The organism is Amycolatopsis sp. lyj-346, from assembly GCF_046548975.1.
Classification (GTDB): Bacteria; Actinomycetota; Actinomycetes; order Mycobacteriales; family Pseudonocardiaceae; genus Amycolatopsis.
Genome location: NZ_JAJPWT010000002.1, coordinates 588,398 through 612,205 on the forward strand (window position 1 = coordinate 588,398; position 23,808 = coordinate 612,205).

21 protein-coding genes are annotated in these 23,808 nt (G+C 72.0%); 8 read left to right on the forward strand and 13 right to left on the reverse strand.

Annotation, left to right across the window (positions count from 1 at the left end):
- Positions 1–84 precede the first annotated feature (84 nt).
- Positions 85–2,898, forward strand: a complete 2,814-nt coding sequence (locus ACLJQE_RS09020; protein WP_410638686.1) for an aconitate hydratase — start codon at positions 85–87, stop codon at positions 2,896–2,898.
- 70 nt (positions 2,899–2,968) lie between these two features.
- On the forward strand, positions 2,969–3,766 hold the full coding sequence (locus tag ACLJQE_RS09025; RefSeq protein ID WP_410638687.1) for an alpha/beta fold hydrolase: 798 nt from the start codon (positions 2,969–2,971) through the stop codon (positions 3,764–3,766).
- Here the strand turns inward: ACLJQE_RS09025 and ACLJQE_RS09030 are convergent.
- From ACLJQE_RS09030 to ACLJQE_RS09065, 8 genes are all read right to left on the reverse strand, one after another.
- Positions 3,763–4,467, reverse strand: a complete 705-nt coding sequence (locus ACLJQE_RS09030; RefSeq protein WP_410638688.1) for an MgtC/SapB family protein — start codon at positions 4,465–4,467, stop codon at positions 3,763–3,765. The genes ACLJQE_RS09025 and ACLJQE_RS09030 overlap by 4 nt on opposite strands.
- Before the next feature lie 212 nt (positions 4,468–4,679).
- Positions 4,680–6,269, reverse strand: a complete 1,590-nt coding sequence (locus tag ACLJQE_RS09035; protein ID WP_410639162.1) for an alpha/beta hydrolase — start codon at positions 6,267–6,269, stop codon at positions 4,680–4,682.
- Positions 6,270–6,411: 142 nt separating this feature from the next.
- Positions 6,412–6,834: a nitroreductase/quinone reductase family protein gene (locus tag ACLJQE_RS09040; RefSeq protein WP_410639163.1), complete on the reverse strand. Its 423-nt coding sequence runs from the start codon at positions 6,832–6,834 to the stop codon at positions 6,412–6,414.
- Positions 6,835–6,880: 46 nt separating this feature from the next.
- Complete coding sequence (gene egtD, locus ACLJQE_RS09045; protein WP_410638689.1) at positions 6,881–7,858, reverse strand: L-histidine N(alpha)-methyltransferase; 978 nt, start codon at positions 7,856–7,858, stop codon at positions 6,881–6,883.
- Positions 7,855–8,610 carry an ergothioneine biosynthesis protein EgtC gene (egtC, locus tag ACLJQE_RS09050; RefSeq protein WP_410638690.1) on the reverse strand — a complete coding sequence of 252 codons (756 nt, stop codon included), beginning with the start codon at positions 8,608–8,610 and terminating at the stop codon, positions 7,855–7,857. Before egtC ends, egtD begins: the two co-directional genes overlap by 4 nt.
- Positions 8,611–8,614: 4 nt before the next feature.
- Positions 8,615–9,967: an ergothioneine biosynthesis protein EgtB gene (egtB, locus tag ACLJQE_RS09055; RefSeq protein WP_410638691.1), complete on the reverse strand. Its 1,353-nt coding sequence runs from the start codon at positions 9,965–9,967 to the stop codon at positions 8,615–8,617.
- A complete protein-coding gene (locus ACLJQE_RS09060; protein WP_410639164.1) occupies positions 9,964–11,226 on the reverse strand; it encodes a glutamate-cysteine ligase family protein in 1,263 nt (420 codons plus the stop codon). Before ACLJQE_RS09060 ends, egtB begins: the two co-directional genes overlap by 4 nt.
- A 130-nt stretch (positions 11,227–11,356) precedes the next feature.
- Positions 11,357–12,283, reverse strand: coding sequence for a LysR substrate-binding domain-containing protein (locus tag ACLJQE_RS09065; protein WP_410638692.1), 927 nt, complete (start codon positions 12,281–12,283; stop codon positions 11,357–11,359).
- 119 nt (positions 12,284–12,402) lie between these two features.
- On the opposite strand from ACLJQE_RS09065, the gene ACLJQE_RS09070 reads away from it, so the two are divergent.
- Positions 12,403–13,602 carry a Glu/Leu/Phe/Val dehydrogenase dimerization domain-containing protein gene (locus ACLJQE_RS09070; RefSeq protein WP_410638693.1) on the forward strand — a complete coding sequence of 400 codons (1,200 nt, stop codon included), beginning with the start codon at positions 12,403–12,405 and terminating at the stop codon, positions 13,600–13,602.
- Here ACLJQE_RS09070 and pip read toward each other — a convergent pair.
- The 5 genes from pip to ACLJQE_RS09095 form a co-directional block, all read right to left on the reverse strand.
- A complete protein-coding gene (gene pip, locus ACLJQE_RS09075) occupies positions 13,592–14,539 on the reverse strand; it encodes a prolyl aminopeptidase (protein WP_410638694.1) in 948 nt (315 codons plus the stop codon). The two genes, ACLJQE_RS09070 and pip, sit on opposite strands and share 11 nt — an antisense overlap.
- Positions 14,540–14,639: 100 nt before the next feature.
- Positions 14,640–15,368 (reverse strand): ESX secretion-associated protein EspG, encoded by a 729-nt coding sequence (locus ACLJQE_RS09080; RefSeq protein WP_410639165.1) that lies wholly within the window; start codon positions 15,366–15,368, stop codon positions 14,640–14,642.
- A gap of 25 nt (positions 15,369–15,393) precedes the next feature.
- On the reverse strand, positions 15,394–16,764 hold the full coding sequence (locus tag ACLJQE_RS09085; RefSeq protein WP_410638695.1) for a hypothetical protein: 1,371 nt from the start codon (positions 16,762–16,764) through the stop codon (positions 15,394–15,396).
- Positions 16,765–16,767: 3 nt separating this feature from the next.
- Positions 16,768–17,391 (reverse strand): DUF3558 domain-containing protein, encoded by a 624-nt coding sequence (locus tag ACLJQE_RS09090; RefSeq protein WP_410638696.1) that lies wholly within the window; start codon positions 17,389–17,391, stop codon positions 16,768–16,770.
- A gap of 2 nt (positions 17,392–17,393) precedes the next feature.
- Complete coding sequence (locus ACLJQE_RS09095) at positions 17,394–17,795, reverse strand: hypothetical protein (RefSeq protein WP_410638697.1); 402 nt, start codon at positions 17,793–17,795, stop codon at positions 17,394–17,396.
- Between the two features lie 185 nt (positions 17,796–17,980).
- Between ACLJQE_RS09095 and ACLJQE_RS09100 the strand changes: the two genes are divergently transcribed.
- The 5 genes from ACLJQE_RS09100 to ACLJQE_RS09120 all read left to right on the forward strand — a co-directional run bounded on the left by ACLJQE_RS09100 (position 17,981) and on the right by ACLJQE_RS09120 (position 23,737).
- The gene (locus ACLJQE_RS09100; protein ID WP_410638698.1) at positions 17,981–18,562 is read left to right on the forward strand and encodes a TetR/AcrR family transcriptional regulator; all 582 of its coding nucleotides are present in this window, start codon (positions 17,981–17,983) and stop codon (positions 18,560–18,562) included.
- 210 nt (positions 18,563–18,772) lie between these two features.
- Complete coding sequence (locus tag ACLJQE_RS09105) at positions 18,773–20,110, forward strand: hemolysin family protein (RefSeq protein WP_410638699.1); 1,338 nt, start codon at positions 18,773–18,775, stop codon at positions 20,108–20,110.
- Positions 20,107–21,150, forward strand: coding sequence for a hemolysin family protein (locus tag ACLJQE_RS09110; RefSeq protein ID WP_410638700.1), 1,044 nt, complete (start codon positions 20,107–20,109; stop codon positions 21,148–21,150). The genes ACLJQE_RS09105 and ACLJQE_RS09110 overlap by 4 nt, the downstream gene beginning before the upstream one ends.
- Positions 21,147–22,028 carry a 3-methyladenine DNA glycosylase gene (locus ACLJQE_RS09115; RefSeq protein WP_410638701.1) on the forward strand — a complete coding sequence of 294 codons (882 nt, stop codon included), beginning with the start codon at positions 21,147–21,149 and terminating at the stop codon, positions 22,026–22,028. Before ACLJQE_RS09110 ends, ACLJQE_RS09115 begins: the two co-directional genes overlap by 4 nt.
- Before the next feature lie 116 nt (positions 22,029–22,144).
- Positions 22,145–23,737 carry a hypothetical protein gene (locus tag ACLJQE_RS09120; protein WP_410638702.1) on the forward strand — a complete coding sequence of 531 codons (1,593 nt, stop codon included), beginning with the start codon at positions 22,145–22,147 and terminating at the stop codon, positions 23,735–23,737.
- The last annotated feature ends 71 nt before the right edge of the window (positions 23,738–23,808 follow it).

A 23,808-nucleotide genomic window follows, 5' to 3' on the forward strand; every position in this document is an offset into this window, starting at 1 on the left:
CAAGACTCGCCCCACCGAACCGACCGAACTGACCCGGGACTCCCCTGCCGCACCGGCGCGGCGTCCCCGCCACTGGAGTTAGACGTGACCTCACCTGCCAGCAAGGACAGCTTCGGCGCCAAAGACACGCTGAAGGTCGGTGACGCCTCGTACGAGGTGTTCCGCCTGAACAAGGTCGAGGGCGCCGAGCGCCTGCCGTACAGCCTGAAGATCCTCCTCGAGAACCTGCTGCGCACCGAGGACGGCGCGAACATCACCGCCGACCACATCCGCGCGCTCGGTTCGTGGGACCCGAACGCCGACCCGTCGATCGAGATCCAGTTCACGCCGGCCCGCGTGATCATGCAGGACTTCACCGGTGTTCCCTGCGTCGTCGACCTCGCCACCATGCGCGAAGCGGTCACCGACCTGGGCGGCGACCCCGACAAGGTCAACCCGCTCGCCCCGGCCGAGCTGGTCATCGACCACTCGGTGATCATCGACGTCTTCGGCCGCCCCGACGCCTTCGAGCGCAACGTCGAGATCGAGTACGAGCGCAACCGCGAGCGCTACCAGTTCCTGCGCTGGGGCCAGGGCGCCTTCGACGAGTTCAAGGTCGTCCCGCCGGGCACCGGCATCGTGCACCAGGTCAACATCGAGCACCTCGCCCGCACGGTGATGTCCCGCAACGGACAGGCCTACCCCGACTCCTGCGTCGGCACCGACTCGCACACCACCATGGTCAACGGCCTCGGCGTGCTGGGCTGGGGCGTCGGCGGCATCGAGGCCGAGGCGGCCATGCTGGGCCAGCCGGTGTCGATGCTCATCCCGCGCGTCGTCGGCTTCAGGCTGACCGGCGAGATCCCGGCCGGCGTCACCGCCACCGACGTCGTGCTGACCATCACCGAGATGCTGCGCCGCCACGGCGTGGTCGGCAAGTTCGTCGAGTTCTACGGCGAGAGCGTGGCCGCGGTGCCGCTGGCCAACCGCGCCACCATCGGCAACATGAGCCCGGAGTTCGGCTCCACCGCGGCGATCTTCCCGATCGACGAGGAGACCGTCCGCTACCTCAAGCTGACCGGCCGCTCGGCCGAGCAGGTCGCGCTGGTCGAGGCCTACGCCAAGGAGCAGGGCCTCTGGCACGACCCGTCGCGCGAGGCCACCTACTCCGAGTACCTCGAGCTGGACCTCTCGACGGTCGTCCCGTCGATCGCCGGCCCGAAGCGCCCGCAGGACCGCATCGAGCTGACCGACGCCAAGTCGGCGTTCCGCAAGTCGATCCACGACTACGTGGACGGCGAGGACACCACGCCGCACACCAAGATGGACGAGGCTTCGGAGGAGTCCTTCCCGGCCAGTGACGCCCCGTCGCTGTCGTTCGCCGAGGACGACGCCGCGCCGGTCACCAGTTCTGCCGCGAACGGCGCGTCGGGCCGCCCGAGCAAGCCGGTCAAGGTCTCGACCTCGGACCGCGGCGAGTTCGTGCTCGACCACGGCGCCGTGGTGATCGCCTCGATCACCTCCTGCACCAACACCTCGAACCCGTCGGTCATGCTCGGCGCCGCGCTGCTCGCGCGCAACGCCGTGGACAAGGGTCTCGCGGTCAAGCCGTGGGTGAAGACGTCGATGGCGCCGGGCTCGCAGGTCGTCACCGACTACTACACCAAGGCCAACCTGTGGCCGTACCTGGAGAAGCTGGGCTACCACCTGGTCGGCTACGGCTGCACCACGTGCATCGGCAACTCCGGCCCGCTCTCGGACGAGATCTCCGCGGCGATCCAGGAGAACGACCTCACCGCCGTTTCGGTGCTCTCGGGCAACCGGAACTTCGAGGGCCGGATCAACCCCGACGTGAAGATGAACTACCTCGCGTCGCCGCCGCTGGTCATCGCCTACGCGCTGGCCGGGACGATGGACTTCGACTTCGCGAACCAGCCGCTGGGCCAGGACGCGCAGGGCAACGACGTCTTCCTGAAGGACATCTGGCCGACCGCGCAGGAGATCCAGGAGACCATCGACTACGCGATCACGCAGGAGATGTTCACCAAGGACTACGCGGACGTCTTCGACGGCGGCGAGCGCTGGAAGTCGCTGCCCACCCCGGAGGGCAAGACCTTCGAGTGGGACACCGAGTCCACCTACGTGCGGAAGCCCCCGTACTTCGAGGGCATGACGCCGGAGCCGGCCCCGGTCACCGACATCACCGGCGCGCGCGTCCTGGCCAAGCTGGGCGACTCGGTCACCACCGACCACATCTCCCCCGCCGGCGCGATCAAGCCGGGCACCCCGGCCGCGCAGTACCTGACCGAGCACGGCGTGGAGAAGAAGGACTTCAACTCCTACGGCTCCCGGCGCGGCAACCACGAGGTGATGATCCGCGGCACGTTCGCGAACATCCGGCTGCGCAACCAGCTCCTGGACGACGTGCAGGGCGGCTACACCCGCGACTTCACGCAGGAGGGCGCGCCGCAGGCGTTCATCTACGACGCGGCCCAGAACTACGCGAAGCAGGGCACCCCGCTGGTCGTGCTGGGCGGCAAGGAGTACGGCTCGGGTTCGTCGCGTGACTGGGCGGCCAAGGGCACGTCGCTGCTGGGTGTGCGCGCGGTCATCACCGAGTCGTTCGAGCGCATCCACCGGTCCAACCTGATCGGCATGGGCGTCATCCCGCTGCAGTTCCCGGCGGGCGAGTCGGCCTCGTCGCTCGGCTTGGACGGCACGGAGACGTTCGACATCTCGGGCATCACCGCGCTCAACGAAGGCACGACCCCGCGCACGGTCCACGTGACGGCGGCCAAGGCCGACGGCACCACCGTGGAGTTCGACGCGGACGTCCGCATCGACACCCCGGGTGAGGCGGACTACTACCGCAACGGCGGCATCCTGCAGTACGTGCTGCGGAAGATGACGCAGGCGTAAGGGTTTCCGCACCGAAGGCCTCCCCGTCGAGCAGGCGGGGAGGCCTTCGGCGTCCGGTACCGTGGCGCGCATGGGGGAACTTCTCGAGCTCGGCGACGGCACGCTGTCCTACGAAGAGCGCGGCGCAGGGCGGCCGATCGTGTTCCTGCACGCGGGCGGCATGACCCGCGCGATGTGGGACGGGCAGTTCGCGCGGTTCGCCCGCGAGCACCGCGTGATCCGCTACGACGGCCGCGGCGCGGGCGGCTCGTCGGACCCGTCCGGCGACTTCTCGCACCACGAGGACCTCAAGAAGCTGCTGGACGCGCTCGACGTCGACCGGCCGGTGCTGGTCGGCTGCTCGTTCGGCAGCCGGGTGTTCCTCGACTTCGCGTTGGCCTACCCGGACCGCGCCGGCGGCCTCTTCCTCAGCTCGCCGGGGATCAGCGGCATGGAGTTCCGGGACCCGTTCGTCCTCGACCTGCTGGGGCAGGCCGGCGAAGCCGCACGGACCGGGGACGGCCCCGCCCTGCTCGAATGTGTGCTGCGGTTGTGGGTCGACGGACCCCACCGCACCCCGGGCGAGGTCGATCCGGCGGTCCGGAAGGTGTGCCGGGACATGCTGGTGGAGAACGCCACCCAGGGCCACACCGCGCCGGTCCTCGGTACCGAACTGGGCGCGATCGGCCGGGTCGCCGAAATCCGGGCGCGGACGCTGCTCGTCACCGGCGACCTGGACTCGGCCGACATCTTCGCCGTCGCGGACCTCGTCGGCCGCGAGGCCCCGCACGCGCGCCGGGCGACGGTGCCCGGCGCGGCGCACATGGTGAACCTCGAGCAGCCCGCCCGGTTCGACGAGCTGCTCGGCGAATTCCTCCGCACCGGTTAGGCGGGCACGGCCTCCCACCGCACGCTCGACACCGACGGCTCCAGCGAAAGCCGCGACACCGCGGCCTCCATCTGGGCGTCGTCGCGCTGGTCGCCGACCAGTTCCGCCCGCACCTCGACCGTGTGGTCCGCCCGGTCGGTGCTCAGCACCGAGAGCAGGCGGAAGTCCGTGCGGGTCAACGACTGCACGAGCAACGCCCGCACGTGCGCTTCCGTCGCGTCGCGCGTGACGGCCTGGAACGCGTACCTCGTCGGCGTCTCGTCCCCGGCGTCCGGGCGGCGGTCGACCACGCGGCCGAGCGGGCGCAGCACCACGTTCACCCCGACCACGACGGCGGTGCCGGCCACCGCGACCGGGTACAGGCCCGCGCCGGCGAGCGCACCGACCGCGGCGGAGCACCACAGCGTCGCGGCGGTGTTGAGGCCGCGGACGTTGAGGCCGTCGCGCAGGATGACACCGGCACCGAGGAATCCGATGCCCGAGACGATCTGCGCGGCCACCCGGGTCGGATCGGCGTCGCCGCTCGAGGCCAGCCCGCCGAAACCGTGGGCGGACAGCAGCACGAACAGCGTCGCGCCGACCGCGACGAGGGCGTTGGTGCGCAGCCCGGCCATCCGGGCGCGGAACTGGCGCTCGATCCCGATGACGGCACCCAGGCCGACCCCGGCGCCGACGCGCAGCAGCATTTCGAAGATGGTCATTTCCGGCTCTTTTCCGGCGTGCGCGCACTGCCGGACAGGGGGGCGACCGGACTCAGCCCCGCCGGAAACCTCCGGTGAGCGCGCGCCCGGCCGTCCGATGACTGTCCGCTGGCATGTGCCGCTCACCTCGCTTCCCGTGTTCGTCGATGATCAACCTGGCCAGGGTAGCCGGTCCCGCGGCCCGGGGAAGGGCCGCGGGACCGGGTTCACACTCAGAACGGCTGGACGTTCGGCTGGAACACCTGCCCGTTCGCCGGCACCTTGAGGTCGGTCAGGTAGTCGGCCACGGCCTTGTCGACGCCGAGGGCGTCACCGAGGATGCAGTGGCCGAACGCGTCGACCGACAGCAGCCGGGCGTTGCCCAGCTCCGCCGCCATCCGCTGCGAGAACTTGTACTGCGTCGCCGGGTCGTAGTAGTTGCCGACCACGACCACCGGGACGTCGGTCTTCGCCCGCCACGGGCCGCGGTAGACGTCCGGCTTCTTCGCCGGCCACACCGGGCAGGCCGCCGTGTCGGCGAACGCCTGGTAGCGGCCGAACGTCCGCGACTCGCGCTCCCACTTCGCGGCGATGTCCGGCACCTGGTCCTGCTTGATCCGGAACGGCTTGTCCGAGCAGTTGACGGCGAAGTACGAATCGTCGCCGGTGTACGGGCTGTCCGGCCTCAGGTCGGCCAGGCCCCGATGACCGCCGGCGAGCACCTTCAGCGGCCCGGCCTGCAGCGACTGCGCCTGCGCGGACGGGTGGATCGCGTTGTAGTACGCCTGCAGGAACTCGGCCAGGTCGACGAACGCACCCGGGCTGTAGAGGACGCCCCCCACGGTGCCCGTGAACGCGTTGATGTCGAGCGGGTCGGCTCCCGGGAGGGTGATCGGCTGCTTGCGGAGGTACTCCCGCAGCTCGTCGAACTTCGCCCGCGGGTTGCCGTCGCTGAACGCGCACTTCGCGCCCACCTGGTCGCACCGCTTGAGGAACGCGTCGAGTGCGATCTCGAAGCCCTGCGCGCGCTCCCGGTCGTACTGGGCGCCGTCGCTGGTGCGCAGCGCCGGGTCGACGTTGCCGTCGATGACGATCGCGCGCGACTGCTTCGGGAACATCGACGTGTAGGTCGAGCCGATCAGCGTCCCGTAGGAGAAGCCGACGAAGGTCAGCTTCTGGTCGCCGACCGCCGCGCGCAGCTTGTCGAGGTCGCGCACGACGTCCTTGGTGGACATGTGGTCGAGCAGCGAGCCCGCGTTGTTCTTGCAGAACCGGCCGTAGTCGCGGTAGCTCGCCAGTGTCCCGGAGATCTCGGTGCGGCTCAGCGGCACCGCGATCTGGGCGGCGAAGACCTCGTCGGCGTCCTCCTGGGTGGTGAAGCAGCGCAGCGGGTTGCTCTGCCCGACGCCGCGCGGGTCGAACCCGATCAGGTCGAAGCGGTCGAGCACCTGCGGCTGGAAGATGGCCGGGCCGCTGATCGGCATCCGCAGGCCCGAGCCGCCGGGGCCGCCGGGGTTGAGGAACAGCGAGCCGACGCGCTTGTCGGGCGTGCGCGCGGCGCGCTTCAGCATGGCGATGTCGATGGTGCCCAGCGAAGCGTTGTCGTGGTCGATGGGGACGCGGTAGCGGGCACAGCTGTAGAACTGCACCTGGTCCGCGGGTACGCCGGCGAGCGTGGCGGCCGGGCAGGTACCCCAGTCCGGTGCAGCGGTCGCGCCGACGACGGCGGGCTTGACCGCCGAGTCTCCGGCCGCGGCCGCGGTCGCGGTCCCGGCCAGGCCCACGCCGGCCACGAGTGCCCCCACCAGTGCGAACGACCGCACCCGGTCCTGTGTGGATCTCGGCAAGACGTCTCCTCCCTAGGTCACGCGCTCTGCCGCGAGGTCACGACGTCACGGCGCGTTACCCGGGTGAGACTGGCACAAACCGGTGAACCCCGGCACCGGCCGAACGGATGGTGGGAACCTATCGGGCCACCGGCGTGAGCACGAAAACCGGCAACGGCCGGGCGGCCTCGCGCTGCTCCATCGCGTACCCCGGCCAGAAGGCGAGCAGCTCGCCCCACATCCGCTCGTACTCTTCGCCGTGCAGCTCCCGGGCGAGGACGCCGACCGGCTTCCCGGCCAGCGCCACCTCGGACTTCGGGTCGGCCCGCAGGTTGAGCGCCCACGCCGGGTCGTGCGGACGGCCCCAGTTGGACGCCGTCAGCACGAAGTCGCCGCCGCGCGGGTAGTAGAGCAGGTTGGTGCTGCGAGGCAGCCCGCTCTTGCGGCCGGTCGTGGTGAGCCGCAGCGACGGCAGCCCGGCGAGCGCCACGAGGCTCACCCGGCCGCCGAACGCCTTGTGCAGTTTCTTGTCCGCCCACACGACGAACCGGGCAGTGCGCATCAGCCACGGCTTCGTGCCGGCGGCCCGGGCCAGTGCCCGGAGAGGATTAGCCACGCACGGATTTTGCCAGGCTCACCCCGAACCGCTGCTGGGAGTCGGTCCACCAGTGCTCGAGGGCGAACCCGGCCGCGGCTAGTTCGGCCTCGACGCCGCTCGGGCGGAACTTGGCCGAGATCTCCGTCCGGATGTGCTCGCCCGCGGCGAAGGTCACCGTGAGGTCGGCGCCGGGGATGTCGACGGTCAGCGCGCGGCGGGCCCGCAGGCGCATCTCGATCCACTCGTTCTCCGCGTCCCAGTGCGCGACGTGGTCGAACTCGTCGGGGTCGAAGTTCGCGCCGAGCCGGGCGTTGACCACCCGCAGCACGTTCTTGTCGAACTCGGCGGTGACGCCGGCGGCGTCGTCGTAAGCGCGTTCGAGGATGCTCGCGTCCTTGACCAGGTCGGTGCCGAGGAGCAGCCACTCCCCCTCGTCCAGGACCTCCCGGACCGAGCGGAGGAAGGTCGCGCGCTCGGCGGGCAGGAAGTTGCCGATCGTGCCGCCGAGGAAGGCCACCACGCGCGGCTGGCCGTCCGGCAGCAGGTCCAGGTGCTGGGTGAAGTCGCCGACCACCCCGCGGACGGTCAGCCCCGGGTAGTCCTTGGAGATCGCCTCGGCGGCCTCGGCCAGCGCGGATTCGGACACGTCGAGCGGGACGAACGCTTCCAGCGTGCCGTGGCCGGTGAGCGCGTCGAGCAGCAGGCGGGTCTTCTCGCTCGACCCCGAGCCGAGCTCGACGAGCGTGTGCGCCCCGGTCAGTTCCGCGACGTCGCCGGCGTGCGCGGCCAGCACTTCGCGCTCGCTGCGGGTCGGGTAGTACTCCGGCAGCTGGGTGATCTTCTCGAACAGCTCGCTGCCGTCGGCGTCGTAGAACCACTTGGGCGGCAGCCACTTCTGCGCCGCGGTGAGCCCGGCGACGACGTCGGCGCGCAGTTCCGCGGTGACGTCGTCGCCGGAGCGGTGGTGGTCGAGATCGACTTCGGTCATGACGGCTCCTGGGTGAGGGGAAGCAGGTCGACGCCGGCCGCGGTGGCGCGCACGGCGTGGTGGTCGGGGACGGGCCGCCAGCGCGGGTCGCCGTCGAGGGGTTCGGACGCCAGCAGCACGCCGGCCGGGGTTTCCAGCACGGAGAGCGCGTGCGTCCAGGTGGTGCCGATCAGCGTTTCGCCGTCGGTGAGCAGGAAGTTGAGCCGGGAGCCGGGGGCGGCCGCCTCGACGGCGGCGGTCAGCTCCGCCACCGCCCTCAGCGGGTCTTCGCCCGTGGCCAGCCGGGCCCGCAGCAGGGCCCAGAGCACCACCGAGTCCGTCGGCGCTTCCAGCGTCAGGAGCTCGGTGACCGGCAAGGTCTTGGCCAGTTCGGCCAGCGAGCCCGGGTAGCCGCGGACGACGCCGTTGTGGCTGAAGAGCCAGCGTCCTGCGGTGAACGGCGCCGCGGCCGCCTCGGTCACCGGCAGCCCGGTGGTGCCGTTGCGGACCGCGGCGACGAACGCGCCCGTGGTCACCGCCGCCGCCAGCGGCGGCAGGGTCTCGTCCGTCCACAGTGGAGTGGACCGGCGGTGGCGCAGCGGCGGTGAGCCCGGGCCGGGGTACCAGCCCAGCCCGAACCCGTCGGCGTTGACCGAGCCGCCGCCGCGCATGTCGGCCGGCGCGTACGACTGCACCAGCAGGGAATGCGGGGCGCGGAAGAGCACCTCGGCCGGCGAGAGCGGCTCGCCGAGGTAGCCGATGTGGCGGCACATGCGCCTAGCCCACCTCGCCGGGTGCCGCGGCGCGGGCGGTGCGGAAGCCGGCGAAGATCTGGCGCCGGATCGGGTAGTCCCAGTTGCGGAACGTGCCGCGGATCGCCGCCGCGTCCGTGCCGAACGACCCGCCGCGCAGCACCTTGTGCTCCGGGCCGAAGAACACCTCCGAGTACTCCCGGTACGGGAAGGCCGAAAAGCCCGGGTAGCCGTGGAAGTCGGTGCTCGTCCACTCCCAGACGTCGCCGATCAGCTGGTGCACGCCGGTCGGCGACGCACCGGCCGGGTACGCCCCCACGGGCGCCGGGCGCAGGTGCCGCTGGCCGAGGTTGGCGTGCTCGGCGGACGGTTCCTCGTCACCCCAGGGGAACCGGCGCGACCGGCCGGTCGCCGGGTCGAACCGCGCCGCCTTCTCCCACTCGGCCTCGGTCGGCAGCCGCCGCCCGGCCCAGGCCGCATACGCCTCGGCTTCGTGGTAGGAGACGTGCACGACCGGCTCGTCGGCCGGGATCCGCTCGTGGACGCCGAACCGGGTCCGCCACCAGCCGTCCTGCTCCCGCTTCCAGAACCGCGGCGCGGTGATGCCGTTTTCGGTGCGGTAGGCCCAGCCGGCCGGGCTCCACCACCGCTGGTCGTCGTAGCCGCCACCGTCGAGGAACGCGACGTAGGCGCCGCACGTCACCGGCACCGTGTCCATCCAGAACGCGTCGACGGCAAGCTCGTGCGCCGGGCGCTCGTTGTCCAGCGCCCACGGCTCGGCCGACGTGCCCATCGTGAAGACACCGCCCGGCACCAGCACTTCGGCCGGCAGCGCGCCGGAGCGGGCCGGCGGCGGCTCGGGCGCGTGCAGCACCGGGTCGCCCTTGCGGAGCTGGTGGGTGGCCAGCATCGTCTCGTCGTGCTGCTGCTCGTGCTGGGTGATCATGCCGAACGCGAACGCCTGCTCGGTCAGCCGCCTGCCTGTCATCGGCGCGTGTTCCAGCACGTCGAAGGCCTTCTCGCGGACCTGTTTGACGTACGCGCGCGCCTCGGCCGGGCCGAGCAGCGGCAGTTCCGGCCGGTCGGCGCGGGCGTGCTGGAAGGCGTCGTAGATGTCATCGATCTCCGGCCGCAGCGGCTCCCGGCCGCCGACGTCGCGGACCAGCCACAGTTCCTCCTGGACGCCGATGTGCGCCAGGTCCCAGACCAGCGGCGACATCAGCTTCGAATGCTGGCGGACCAGGTCCTCGTCGTCGACCGCGTCGGTCAGCGCGAGGCTGCGCGCCCGGGCCCGCGTCAGCGCCTCCGCCGCGCGGGCGCGCAGGTCCTGCGCGCTCAGTTCGCCCAGTGCCTCTTCACCCAGTGCCTCGGTGGTCATGCTTCGCTCCTCGCTCGGTACACGCGCCCCTGCACGCTCTCGCTGATCCCGGTGATCGAGCCCTCCGCCAGCCCGGTCGCGCTCAGCTCGGCGCAGCCGAGGTCGGCCAGCGCCGCCGCGGCGGCCGCCAGCTCCGGGTCGGCCAGGCCGCGCCGCGCCGCCGTGGTCCACCGGCCCTCGACCCGGGCGCAGACCTCGCGCACCTTCTCGGCGGTGGCCGGCCGGGCGAGCAGCGCGGACACCAGGGCCACCGGGGCCAGCCACTCGTCCGGCGGTTGCGCGTCGAGGTAGCGGATCTCCAGGTACCCCTGCGGGCGAACCGGCGTGAACATGGTGGTCAGGTGGTAGTCCAGGTCCGCCACCGTCGGTCTCGGCAGCAGGGCGGCCGCGCCCCGGCCGTCGATCCAGTCGGCGAACGTCAGCCCGTCGGGCGCGTCCCACGGCCGGTCGCCGCGGGGCAGCACCATCAGGGGGACGTCCATCAGGCGGGCGGCCCACGCACCCGCCGGGTCGTCGCCCGCCACGGTGGCCGTGCGCGTGCGCACCGCTTCCGTGTCGTGCACCGCGAGCCAGCGGGCCGAGGCGTGCCCCGTGTCCCGTCCGGCGTGGACCCGGGAATTGGCGAAGAGGGCGAGCAACGGCGGACCCATCGCGTGCACGGCCGCCCACCGCGCGGCGTAGTGCTCCGGCTCGCCGGCGTCCACGCAGATCTGCAGGCCCGCGGTGCTGCACATCATCGTGAGGCCGCCGGGGCCGATCGGCGTGAACCGGCGCTCCATGGCCGCGTAGCGCGGGGTGTGCAGGAGCCGGCGGGGCGCGCGGTGGGCGTCGATGCCCGTTTCGCCCAGGACGAGGTGGTGCCGGGCGAGGCGGTCGCGCAGGTGGTGGAGGTCGGCCGTGACGACTGCGTCGAGTTCACGCAGGGAGGCCTGGGGAAGAGCGGAAATCTCGACCTGGCACCCGGGTTCGAGGCTCACGGGTGAGCCGGCCGGGAGCGGCGAGGCGGGGCTGCCGGGGCTGAGTGTCCGCGGGGTGTGCGGACCCAGTGTCGTGGCGAGGACGTCGGGATCAAGCGGTCTGGCCGGGTCGTCGGCGTGGTGCACGGTGAACTCCAGTTCCACGCCGGTCAGGCGCGGCGGGCCGTGCTTGAAACACACCGATGCGACGTACGCCTCGCCGGCCGCGCGGTCCGCCAGCACCCGCGCGGTGCGGTTCGAGGCACTACCCGACTTCTCGGGAAAATCGTGCACCGTGGACACCTCAGTCATGTCCGTTCCTGTTCCTTGTGGGGGGAACTTCTCGACTTCGGACGCTACACGCGGGGTACGACAAATTCAGGTCGGATCTTGCGCACCGGGAGGTGTTCACCACTCCGTAAGACGCCCCGGATCAGGGCAAAGCCGGTTCGGTGCCGAGGCCGAGCTCGGCCGCGGACGCCCGCACGGCGTCGATCACCAGGTGCAGCGCGGGGCGCCGGGACGCGGTGCGCCGGTAGGCGATCGACACCGTCCGCAGCAGCGGCGTGGTGAGCGTGACGACGTCGATCCCGGGCGGTCGCAGCAGGCGCAGGCCCAGGTCGGACACGAGGGTGATGCCCAGCCCGGCGCCCACCATCGCCATCGCCGTCGACTGCTCTTCGACCTCGTGGTTGATCTTCGGCGCGAAGCCGTGCCGCTGGCAGGCAGTCCGCATCGCGCGGCCGAAGTGCGACTTGGGGCTGGCCAGGATCCACGGGTACTCGGCCAGGTCGTCCAGGGACGCCGCCCCCGACGGCACGGTGCCCCGCGGCACCGCGGCGTGCAGCCGCTCCACGGCGACGACCACCCGTTCCAGCCCGGCGTCCCACGGCATCGGCGCGTCGGAGTAGTCGATGACGAACGAAAGGTCGAGGCGGCCGTCCCGGACCGCGTCGGCGGTGTCTTCGGGGGCCAGCTCGCGGGTGCGCACCTCGATGCCCGGGTGCTGGCCGGCCAGTGCGGTCAGCGCCGTCGGCAGCAGGCCGGAGGCCACCGACGCCCACACCCCGGCGGTCAGCCGGACCGTGCGGGCCTCCTGGGCCTCCTCCAGGGCGAGGGTGGCGCGTTCGACCGAGCCGAGGATCTCTTCGGCGTGCTCGGTGAGCAGGGTGCCGAGCTCGGTCAGCTGGACGCGCCTGCCGAGCCGTTCGAACAGCTTCGCGCCCACGTCCCGCTCGAGCTGCGCGAGCTGCTGCGACACCGCCGAAGCGGTGTAGTGCAGTGCCGCGGCCGCCGCCGTCACGGTGCCCCGGCGGTGCAGCTCGCGCAGCATCCGCAGGCGGTGCAGCGAAAGCTCCATACACAAAACTTAAACGAGATCGTGCAGCAGCGTTAAATGGACGGGCGGGCCACCGGGGGCGCACGCTCGTGGTGGCGGTCACGAGGCCGCCCCGGACTTCCCTGGAGGTGAGTGGCCTGATGACCCCCCGCGACGCCCAGCCGCTGATGCGGCTCACGTGGACCGATCCCGTCACCGGCGCGCCCGGCTACCTGGTCGTGCACAGCCTGGTCTCCGGCGTCGCCACCGGCGGCACCCGCATGCGGGCCGGCTGCACGATGACCGAGGTCGAGGACCTCGCCCGGGGCATGGCGAACAAGACCGCGACCTTCAACCTGCCGGTCGGCGGGGCCAAGGGCGGGATCGACTTCGACCCCAAGGACCCGCGCGCGTTCGACGTGCTGAAGCGGTTCTGCGCGTTCCTGCGGCCGTGGCTGGACGCGCACTGGGTGACCGCCGAGGACCTGGGCGTGCCGCAGCACCTGATCGACTCGGTGTTCGCCGAGCTCGGGCTGGAGCAGTCCTACCACGCGGCGATCCGCCGTTCGGCCGATCCGGCGCGCACCCTGCGCCGGGTGCAGGCGGGCCTCAACGCGCCGGTCCCCGGCGGCCTGCTGCTCGGCGACGTCGTCGGCGGCTACGGCGTGGCGCAGGCGTGCCTGGGCGTCGCGGCGACGTGGGACTGGGACGTGCGCGAAACGACGGTGGCGATCCAGGGCATCGGCACCATGGGCGGCGGCGCGGCCTGGTACCTGCACGAAGCCGGGGTGAAGGTGGTCGCGGTGGCCGACGCCGCGGGCACGCTGTACGACCCCGCCGGCCTCGACGTCCCGGCGCTGCTCGAACTGCGCGACCGCTTCGGCGAGGTGGACCGCTCCCGGCTGCCCGCCGGGGTCCGCTCGCTGCCGCGGGAGACGATCGTCGGGATCGACGCGGACATCTTCGTGCCGGCCGCGATCTCCTACGCGCTGCGGCCGGACAACGAGAGCGTGGTCAAGGCCAAGGTCGTCGTCGAAGCGGCCAATGCGGCGACGACGCCGGAAGCGGAGGCCGCGCTGTCGGCCCGCGGGGTCGCGGTGGTGCCCGACTTCGTCGCCAACGCGGGCGCGGCGGCCTGGGCGTGGTGGCTGCTGCTGGGTGAAGTCGGCGCGGACCCGGCCGACTCGTTCCTGCGGCTGCGCACGGAGATGCAGGCGAAGATCGCGCTGCTGCTGGCGGAGTGGAACATGGACCGGCTTCCCCTGCGCGTCACCGGGCTGCGGCTGGCCGAGGCCAACCGCGCCGGGCGCACCGAAGCCGCGCTCGCTCCGGAAGGCGAGCCGGCGCTGCTCATCCCCTGAGCGCGAAGCGGTCGGTCGCGCCGATCAGGACGTCCTGCATCGACGCGGCCGACACCGTGTGCCCGACGTCGTCCAGCATCACCAGCTCGCTGCCCGGCCAGGCGTGGTGCAGCAGCCAGGGCGTGCCGACGAGGTTGCTCGTGTCGAGCACGCCCTGCGCCAGCACCGCCGGGATGCCCGCGAGCTCGCCCGCCCGGCGCAGGATCTCGCCGTCCTCGAGGAACGCGCGGTTGCTGAAGTAGTGCGTGACGAGCCGGGCGAAGCAGAGCCGGTACGCCGGGTCCTCGAAGACGTCGTGCGGCGGCACGCCCGGCAGCATCGCGTCTTCCCAGGCACACCAGTCCTTCGCGGCCTGGTGGTGGACGGCGGGGTCCGGGTCCATCAGCAGCCGGTGGTAGGCCGCCGACAGATCGCCGTCACGCTCGCTTTCCGGCACGCCTTCGCGGAACTTGGCGAAGCCGTCCGGGAAGTACGCGCCGAGACCGCGGATGAGCATCTCGATCTCGATGAAGCGGTCGGTCGCCAGGCCCATCAGCACGACTTCGCTGACCCGCTCGGTGTGGCGCAGGGCGTAGGTCAGGCCGAGCACGGAGCCCCAGGATCCGCCGAACAGCAACCACTTTTCGATGCCGAGGTGACCGCGCAGGCGCTCGAAGTCCGCCACCAGGTGGGCGGTGGTGTTGGCGGACAGGTCGGCGACCGGGGCACCGGCGTGCGGGGTGCTGCGGCCGCAGCCGCGCTGGTCGGCCAGGACGATCCGGTAGCGCGCGGGGTCGAAGAAGCGGCGGACGTTCTCCGAGCAGCCGGAGCCGGGGCCGCCGTGCACGACGAGCGCGGGCTTGCCGTCCGGGTTGCCACAGGTCTCCCAGTAGATCTCGTGCCCGTCGCCGACGTCGAGCATGCCGTGCTCGTAGGGTTCGATCTCGGGGTACAGCATCAGCGCGTCCTTCCACCGGGAGATGCAACAGCGCTGTCACATTAGCGTCGCGCGCTGCCCCGCGCACGGCCTTTTCGGCCGGCTTTCGGTCGGCTTTCGGTCAGCGGAGGGTGCCGGCCAGCTCGGCGAGCGTGTCGGCCAGCTCCTGCGGGCCCGCCGGGCCGATGTGGATGACGGCGTCGTCGCCCGAGCCGGACGTGTAGCTGAGGTAGCGGCCCCAGTCGGTGTCGGCGTAGTGCAGCGGCTGCTGCAGGCAGCTGTGGCGGCCGACGTCGTCGCGACGGCCGACGTAGAGCTCCCCGCTGCCCGAGACCGGCCGCTGCACGAGGCTGATGACGTCGGCGACGGCCGGGTCGAGCGGGTAGGCGGCCTGCCCGCGGCGGGCCGCCTCGGTCAGGTCCGCCACCCGGACGGTGCGCAGCCGCCCCCCGCCGGGACCGACCGGCGGCAGCTGCTCGACCAGGGACTCGGCGAGCCGGTTCCGGTCGATTTCCTGCACGCCGACGTGCGTCCCGTCGGACACGGCCAAGACCGCCTGCAGCCCCTTCGCGGCGGCGAGCACGCCGTAGGTCCGGCCACCGGCGCCGACCCAGCCGTAGCACTCCCGCGCCGGGCTGACCAGCACCGGAAGCCAGTCGAGGAAGTCGACGGCGGCCCGGCCGCGGGCGTCGACCAGGCCGGCCTCGGCGAGCGCGGCGTCGACCCGCTTGCCGGCCTCCTCGCGCTCGGCGGCCGAGAGCCACAGCGGCTCCGGACGCAGGGTGAGGTGGAGCTGGCCGACCTGCTCGCGTTCGGCCAGCGCGGCCAGCGCCTCGACCGGAAGGTCCACCCGGCCTGTTGCCACGTCCACCCGCCTACTCGCCGATGACCGGCGGACTGGTCCGCTGGTCGGTACCGAAGATCGCATCCGGATCCGCTTCGATCAGGTAGTCCGGCCGCTGGTGCTCATCGTCGTCCTCGCCCTCGGCCCGCCGGCCCCCGGGTCCCATCGGCCCCATCTGCCCGGACCGCCCGGCAGCCGAACGCGCGGCGGCCGCCTCCGCGGCGGCGACGTTGCCGAGGCTGCCCATGCCGGAGCCGCGGCCGCTGCCGAGCCCGCGCTCGCCCGCACCACCGGCGCCGCCGCCGCTGCCGGTACCCGCGCCGGTTCCGCTGCCGCTTCCGGTGCCCGTGCCGGTGCCGCCCCGGCCGGTGGAGTCGAGCAGCCGTCCCCCGGCGTTGCCGCTGTTGGGGCCGCGCCCGCCGGTGCTGGAGTTGGGATCGTTGGGGTTCAGGTAGTTCTGGCCGCCCCCGGGGTTGGTGGGGTAGAAGTCGACCCCATCGACGTCCGGCGGCGTGTTGCCCGGCCGGTCGACGACCTGCTGCCCCGGCCGGGTCGGCGTGGTCGGGCGGTTGGTGCCGGTTTTACGGGTGTCGTCGCCGGGCAGGTCGACGCCGCCCGGGATGCCCCCGGGCCGATCGGTGTTCCCGGGGCGGTCGGTGCTCCCCGGCCGGTCGGTGCTGCCGGGGCGATCGGTACTGCCGGGCTTGTCGGTGCCGCCGGAGTTCGTGGTGTCGACGCTGGTGGTCGAGGTGCGGTCGTCACCGCCCGGGTCGCCGCCCGGGTATTCCGCGTACCACTTGTTCCGGTCGGTGGGCTCGTTGATCCACGGGTCGATGCGCCCGGGCGGATTCGGCGTGTTGACCGCGATCGCGGCGCCGTCGGATTCGAGAACGCCGTAGTCGGTGGGCAGTGCTGCGCTGGTGCTGTCAGTAACGTTGCTGTACTGATCCATTACGCGGACGTTGGTCTCGTTCGCCGCGTTGTAGCGCGCCATGCCCTCCTGGTAGTTGTCGATGTCGTCCTTGGCCATGAACGGCCCGGCGATCGGGATGGCGGCCTTGAGCCCGGTGGTCCACGGGTTCGGCTTGTCCGGCTTTGGCGGGACTTCGACGACGGCGTTGCTGGAAGAGTCGAAGACGGTGGCCTGGGTGTCGACGGAAGCCTTGGTCACGTCGAGGGGTGCGGCGGTCTCGGCAAAGGCCTGTTCGAGCGGACCGGCGCCGGCGTTCGCGGCGTCGGCGGCATCGCCGGTCCAGGCCTGCTTCATCCGCTCCTGCAGGGACTTGATGCCCTGCGCACGGTCCAGATAGGCCGACGAAAGCTTCGAGACCTCGTCCGCGGCGTTGCGAAGGCCAGTGGTGTCGCCCTGTCTGAAGTTCTCGTAGATCTGCTTGCCGTCCACTCGTCATGCCCCCTTGAGTGTGGTGATGATCGACGCCGCCACCTTCTGGGCCGCGGCGCAGGAATCCTCCGCACCTTCGTACCCACCGGCGTACACGTTGATCGCGACATCGTCGGCGACGCCGACGTCCATGACGCAGTTGCCGATCGGCCGGCGATCACGCTTGTCCACGTAGATCGCCGGGTAGCCGTCCACATCAGGGGCGGGCTCGAGGAACGGGAACTGGCCGCTTTCGTGCGCTCCGTACAGGCCCGTCAGTCCTCCGGCGCCCCGGTCGCGGTTCCCGGTGCCGATGATGACCTGCATGCTCACGCCTTCGCCGGAAATCTTCCAGCCGCACCCCGGCCCGGCCGCGCCGAGTTCCTCGTCCTGCAGCTGGGTGTGCCCCGGGTTCGTGAACCGCAGGGACGACAGCACCGAACTCGGCACGATGTCGCAGGGCTTCGAGACGTACTTCGAGACGTCGAGCGGTGCGGCCACCTTGGGCACGGCGGGGTTGGCCGACGCACTGGCCGACGGCGGCCCGCTCGGCGCCGGCGTGGCTGTCCCGGTCGTTTCGGGGGAACACCCGGCGAGCAGCAGCGTGGCGGCTGCGCCACTGGCCAGGATTCGGGCAGTCAAGCGCACGGTCACACCGTCCGGAAGGGGTCGGCCATGCCCTGGTCTGTCGCGACCGTCTTCGTCTGCGCTTCTTTCAGCTTCTTGATGTAGCCCTGCACGTACTTGCGCATGGAGTCGTTTTGGGTCTGGAGCGCCGCAAGGGAGTCGACGCTCGTCGACACGTAGCCGCCGCTGACCGAGTCCTTCCCGGGCGCTTCGAGCATCCTCATGATGTTCTGGATCCGTTCGCCGTCGTCGACGATCTTGTCCAGCTCGGCTTCCCACTGGCCGATCACCGAGGCGAGTTCCTCGGGGTTCAGTTCGAACCGGCCGCCCCCGCCGCCACCGCCGCCGTAGACGCGGCCGCGCTCGCCGAGGATGTCGCCACCCCAGACTGCCTGGACCGCCTGTCCGGCCTCACCGATGATCACGACCGCACCTTCCCCTCAGCTCACCCACCGTGATGGGGCAAACCTTAGCCAACCGTCTCACTTCGTGTCAGCGAATCGCCGCAACGTTCAGACGGCTGGGCGGGCTGGGTGGTTCCCGGGCACTCCGGGTCACAGTACGTACGTACGGATTGCGAGATGCCGGTCCGCGGTGCCAGGATTTCAGGATGCCACGCGTAAGCCAGGATCACCTCGACGCACGCCGGCGCCAGATCCTCGACGGCTCGCGCGTCTGCTTCGCGCGTTACGGCTACGAAGGTGCCACAGTCCGGCGCCTGGAGGAAGCCACCGGTCTCTCGCGGGGGGCCATCTTCCACCACTTCCGCGACAAGGAGTCGCTCTTCCTCGCCCTCGCCGAGGACGATGCGCTCCGGATGGCCGACGTCGTCGCCGAGCAGGGGCTCGTGCAGGTCATGCGGGACCTGCTGGCCGGGGGTGACCACCCCGCCGACTGGCTCGGGACGCGGCTGGAGGTCAGCAGGCGGCTGCGCACCGATCCCGAATTCCGGGGCCGGTGGGCCGAACGGTCCAAGCAGCTGACCACCGCCACCCGGCTGCGGCTGCTGCGTCAGCGCGAGGCCGGGAACCTGCGGGACGACGTCGACGTCGACGTCCTCACCGCCTTCCTGGAACTCGTCCTCGAAGGGCTCGTCTCGCACCTGGCCATGGGCCTGCCCGCCGCGGGGCTGGGCCCGGTGCTCGACCTGGTCGAAGAAACCGTGCGGCGGCACCGGCCGGGCGCCGCCTGATCCGCGGGTGAGCGCGCCGACACACCGGTCGCGCCAGCGGGCGGTGACGGGGACGCGTTAAGATTGCCCCCATAACCGCAGTACACGCCGATTTCCCGCTAGGAGTGACCGTTTCGTGCGCGCAGCGCAGTCACCCGGTGACAGTACCGGGCCGGGTGACCGACCCGGCTGTCCGATAGGTTCGTCCCCCGCCGACCGGGCGGGTGCGGAATGACCCAGGTCCTCTTCGCCGTCGGCGGCGTCCTCCTCTTCGTGCTGCTGACGATCGGCACCGGGCTCGCCGTCGCGGCCGAGTTCTCGCTGACCGCGCTCGAGCGCAGCACCGTCGAGGCCAACGTGCGCCAGGTCGGCGACCGCCGCGCGCTGACCGTCCAGAAGGCGCACCGGACGCTGTCGTTCCAGCTCTCCGGCGCCCAGGTCGCGATCACCCTGACCACGCTGATCACCGGGTACCTGGCCGAGCCGCTGATCGGCGAGCTCGTCCGGCCGCTGCTGACCGCCGTCGGGCTCCCGGCCGGGTTCGCCGCGGGCGCGTCGATCGCAGTCGCCCTGGTCCTGGCCACGTCGCTGTCGATGATCCTCGGCGAGATGGTGCCGAAGAACCTGGCGATCGCCCGGCCGCTGCCGACCGCGCGCGCGGTCGCCGGCTACCACTCGCGGTTCTCCTCGCTGTTCCGCTGGCTCATCACGCTGATGAACAACAGCGCGAACTTCCTCGTGCGCAAGTTCGGCGTCGAGCCGCAGGAAGAGCTGCGGTCCGCGCGTTCGCCGCAGGAGCTGGGCTCGATCGTGCGGTCCAGCGCCGAGAGCGGCACGCTCGACACGTCCACGGCCGAGCTGCTCGACCGCTCGCTGCGGTTCGGCGAGCGCACCGCGGAAGAACTGATGACCCCGCGTGTGCAGCTCGAATCCCTCGCCGTCGACGACACCGTGGACGACCTCATCGAGATCTCCCGCCGCACCGGGTTCTCGCGGTTCCCGGTGCACGCCGAGGACCTCGACGACGTCCGCGGTGCCGTGCACGTCAAGCAGGCCTTCGCCGTGCCCGCCGCGGACCGGTCCGCGGTGCCGATCGGCTCGGTCATGCGGCCGGTACCGACCGTGCCGGAATCCCTTCCCGGCGACGACCTGCTGCTGCGCCTGCGCGACTCCCGCTTCCAGCTCGCCATCGTCGTCGACGAGTACGGCGGCACGGCCGGGCTCGTCACCCTGGAGGACGTCGTCGAGGAGATCATCGGCGACGTCCGCGACGAGCACGACGAGCGCGAAGCACCGGCGTCGCAGCAGGTCGGCGCGGACAGCTGGCTGGTGTCCGGGCAGCTGCGCGCCGACGAAGTCACCGGCGTCACCGGGTTCCGGATGCCGGACGGCGACTACGAGACCATCGCCGGGCTGATCCTCGAGCGGCTGGGCAAGATCCCCGCCGAGGGCGACGCCACCGAGGTCGACGGCTGGCTGCTCACCGTGACCACGATGGACAAGCGCCGGATCGCCGAGGTCGAAGTCGCCCCGGTCCGCGCGGCCCCGGAACCGGAGGTGGCCTCGTGAGCGACTGGCTGAACATGGTCCTCGTCGTGGTCCTGCTGCTGGCCAACGCCTTCTTCGTCGGCGCCGAGTTCACGCTGATCTCCTCGCGGCGCGACCGGCTCGAAGCGCTGCTGGAGCAGGGCAAGACGCGCGCGAAGATCGTCATCAACGCGAGCAAGCACGTGTCGCTGATGCTCGCCGGCGCGCAGCTGGGCATCACCATCTGCTCGCTGCTGCTCGGCCGGGTCGGCGAGCCCGCCATCGCGCACCGGCTGGCGGTGGCCTTCGACGCGCTGGGCCTGCCGCAGGTGCTGGTGCACCCCATCTCGTTCGCCATCGCGCTGGCGTTCATCACCGTGGCGCACGTGCTGATCGGCGAGATGGTGCCGAAGAACCTCGCCATCGCCGAGCCCGAGCGGCTCGCGCTGTGGCTGGTGCCGGCGCACGTCGCGTGGGTGAAGCTGGCCAACCCGTTCATCTGGCTGCTGAACTTCGTGGCCAACTCGCTGCTGCGCGCGTTCCGCGTCGAGCCGAAGGACGAGCTGGAGACCGCCTACACGTCCGACGAGCTGGCCGAACTGCTCAGCGAGTCGCGCCGCGAGGGCCTGCTCGACCAATCCGAGCACCAGCGGCTCGCCCAGACGCTCTCGTCGGTGCAGAAGACGGTCGCCGACGTGCTGGTGCCCACCGCCGAGCTGACCACGCTCCCCTGCGAGCCGACCGTCGGCGACGTCGAGCGGGCCGTGTCGTCCACCGGGTTCTCCCGGTTCCCGGTGTGCACCGACGACGGGCGCCTGACCGGCTACATCCACGTCAAGGACATCCTCGACCTGGCCGGGCAGGACCCGAGGACGACCGTGCCCGACTCGAAGACGCGCGCGCTGACCGAACTGCGCGCCGACGCCCGGCTCGACGTCGCGCTTTCGGCCATGCGCAAGGAACGCAGCCACCTCGCGCGGGCGCTGGACGCCGGCGGCAACGCCGTCGGGGTCGTCGCGCTGGAAGACCTCGTCGAGGAGTACGTGGGCACGGTGCGCGACGGCACCCACGTGGGCGCATGACCGGCGTGGAGGTGCTCGCCGAACCGGACTGGCTGGCCAGGGAGGCGGCGCACGTCGCGCGGGTGCGCCGGTGGACCGGGCCGCACCAGGAGCGGCGGTCCCGTGGCGAAAAGCACCCGGTGCTGGACTTCCTGTTCACCTACTACTCACACCGGCCGTCGCACCTCGAGCGGTGGCAGCCCGGGCCCGGCGTAGCCCTCGCCGGGCCCGCGGCGCGGCGCTTCCTGGACCGCAAGGGCTACGTCTCGACGCCCGACGGCGTGGTGCTGGATCCCGCCGGTTTCGGTGCGGGCAAGGTGCGGACGGCCGAGTTCGTCCTCGGCCTGCTGACGGCGACGGCGTCGCGCGCGCCCCGGCTGAGCTGCTTCGGGCTGCACGAGTGGGCGATGGTCTACCGCGAGCCGGCGGATTCGGTGCGCCACGACCAGGTGCCGTTGCGGCTGGGGTCGGCGGGCACCGACGCGGTGGTGGAGTCGCTGGACATCCGCTGCGGGCACTTCGACGCGTTCCGCTTCTTCACCGCGCCCGCACGGCCGTTGAACGAGCTGACGCCGTCGAGGGAGACGCAGATCGCACTCGAGCAGCCGGGGTGCCTGCACGCCAACATGGATCTGTTCAAATGGGCGTACAAGCTCGACCCGTTCGTGCCCGCGGAGCTCGTGGCGGACTGCTTCGAGCTGGCGGTGGAGATCCGGACGCTCGACATGCGGGCCAGCCCGTACGACCTGGCGGAGCTGGGTTACCCGCCGGTGCGGATCGAGACCGCCGCCGGACGGGCCGAGTACGCCAGGGCCCAAGGGGAGTTCGCCCGCCGGGCGGCGCCGCTGCGTCATCGCCTGATTGCGCATTGCCATCGCCTGGTCAGCGCAGCACCCTGAGCACGACCCACTGTGAGTCAGATTATTCTCTCTCCGATACTCACCTGTTAGGGTGATAACGGTTTGATTGCATCGCAGCGCGTGCTTGACGTGCGCTCACCCCGAAAGGATGACGGATGGGGCGACACTACCGGGACGAGGAGCCGGTGCCGCACCCTCAGGACCGCACCCCGCGCGTTCCCGCCGAGGGTCGCAGCGAGGCTTCCGGCGCTTTCCGCACCCCGGGACGCAGCTCCATCTCGGACGCCTTCGGCATCGCGGGCCGCGCCGGCCGCGAGTCATCCGGTTCGGCTTTCTTCACGGAAGGGGCCGAGGCGCCGGGCTTCCCGCCCGAGAACGGCGGCGTGCAGCCGTCCGCCCGGCGGGGCGAAGCTTCGGGGGCGTACCCGGCCGCGGGCCGGGGCGAATCGACCGCGACCCGCGCCCCTCGCCGCGGCGAGGCCTCCGGTGCCCACCCCGTGGCGAGCAGCGAATTCACCGCGACCCGCGCTCCGCACCGCGGTAACGCCTCCGCCGCTCACCCGGTCACGAGCAGCGAAATCACCACGACGCTCTCCCCTCGCCTCGGTGAAGCCTCCGGCGCGTACCCGGTCGCCGACACCGCCTCCCGCCGCGGCGAGGCCTCCGGCACCCACCCGGTCGCCGAGACTGCGACCACCACCCGCTCCCGCCGCAAGGGCGGCGGCCCGGCCGCGGACCGCATCGAGGCCCCCGGGGCCGGCAGAGCCACCCGCGCCTCCCGCCGCGGTGAAGCCACCGGCGCCCACCCGGTCGCCGGGCCCGCCGAAGCAACCGCTCCGCGCTCGCGCCGCAGGGGCGGCAAGGCCGTCCCCGAGCGGCCCGCCGAATCCGCCGCCGAGCGGACCGAGATCATCACCCGGCAGGACGACGACCTCACTGCCCGCGGCGAAACGTCCGGGTCGGCCCGCACCCTCGACCGGAGCGACGACACCGGCGCCCGGGCCGCGGGCCGCGGCGAGCGCGGCGACAGCCGTGACAGCACCGGGCCGCAGCGCGCCGGCCGTGACGACAGCACCGGGCCGAACCGGACCGACCGCGGCGAGGTCACCGGTTCGCACCGGGTCGTCGCCAAGAGCGACGCCACCGGTTCGCACCGCATCGTCGGCAAGAAGGCACCGCGCCGCCGGATCGCCACCTGGCCGATCGCCTGTCTCGTGCTCGCCGTCCTCATCGGGCTCGGCATCGTCGGCTGGAACTGGGCCGACAACGAACTCAACAACCGCGCCGAGGCGCAGGCCGCCAGCTGCGACGGCGGCACCACGCACATGCGGGTCATCGTCACCCCGGGCGCGCAGAAGCCCGTCGCCGCCGCGGCCGACCGGTGGAACCAGGCCGCCACCGTCGTCCACGGCGAGTGCGTGCACGTCATGGTCGAAGCCAAGCCGTCGGCGCAGGTGCTCGACGCGCTGGTCGGGCGGGCCAACATGGACTCCATCGGCGGGCTTCCGGCCGCCTGGCTGCCCGAGTCGTCGTACTGGGTCAGCGAGCTCACCACCAAGAAGCCCGAGATGATCGGCTCGCCCGGCCAGTCGGTGGCGAACGCGCGCTCGGCGGACTACCCGTTCATCGGGCTCGCCGGCCCGGGCATCGACGACACCTCGCTGCGCGCCGCCCAGACCTTCCGCGAGTACCTGGAGCAGCCCGCCCAGCAGGCCGACTTCGCCGCGGCGGGCATCAAGTCCGCCTAGTGCCGCGCGTTCCGGGGGCCGGAACCGGCTCGCTCCCCGAAACCGGCCCGATCAGCGCGGGCTTCCGGCCG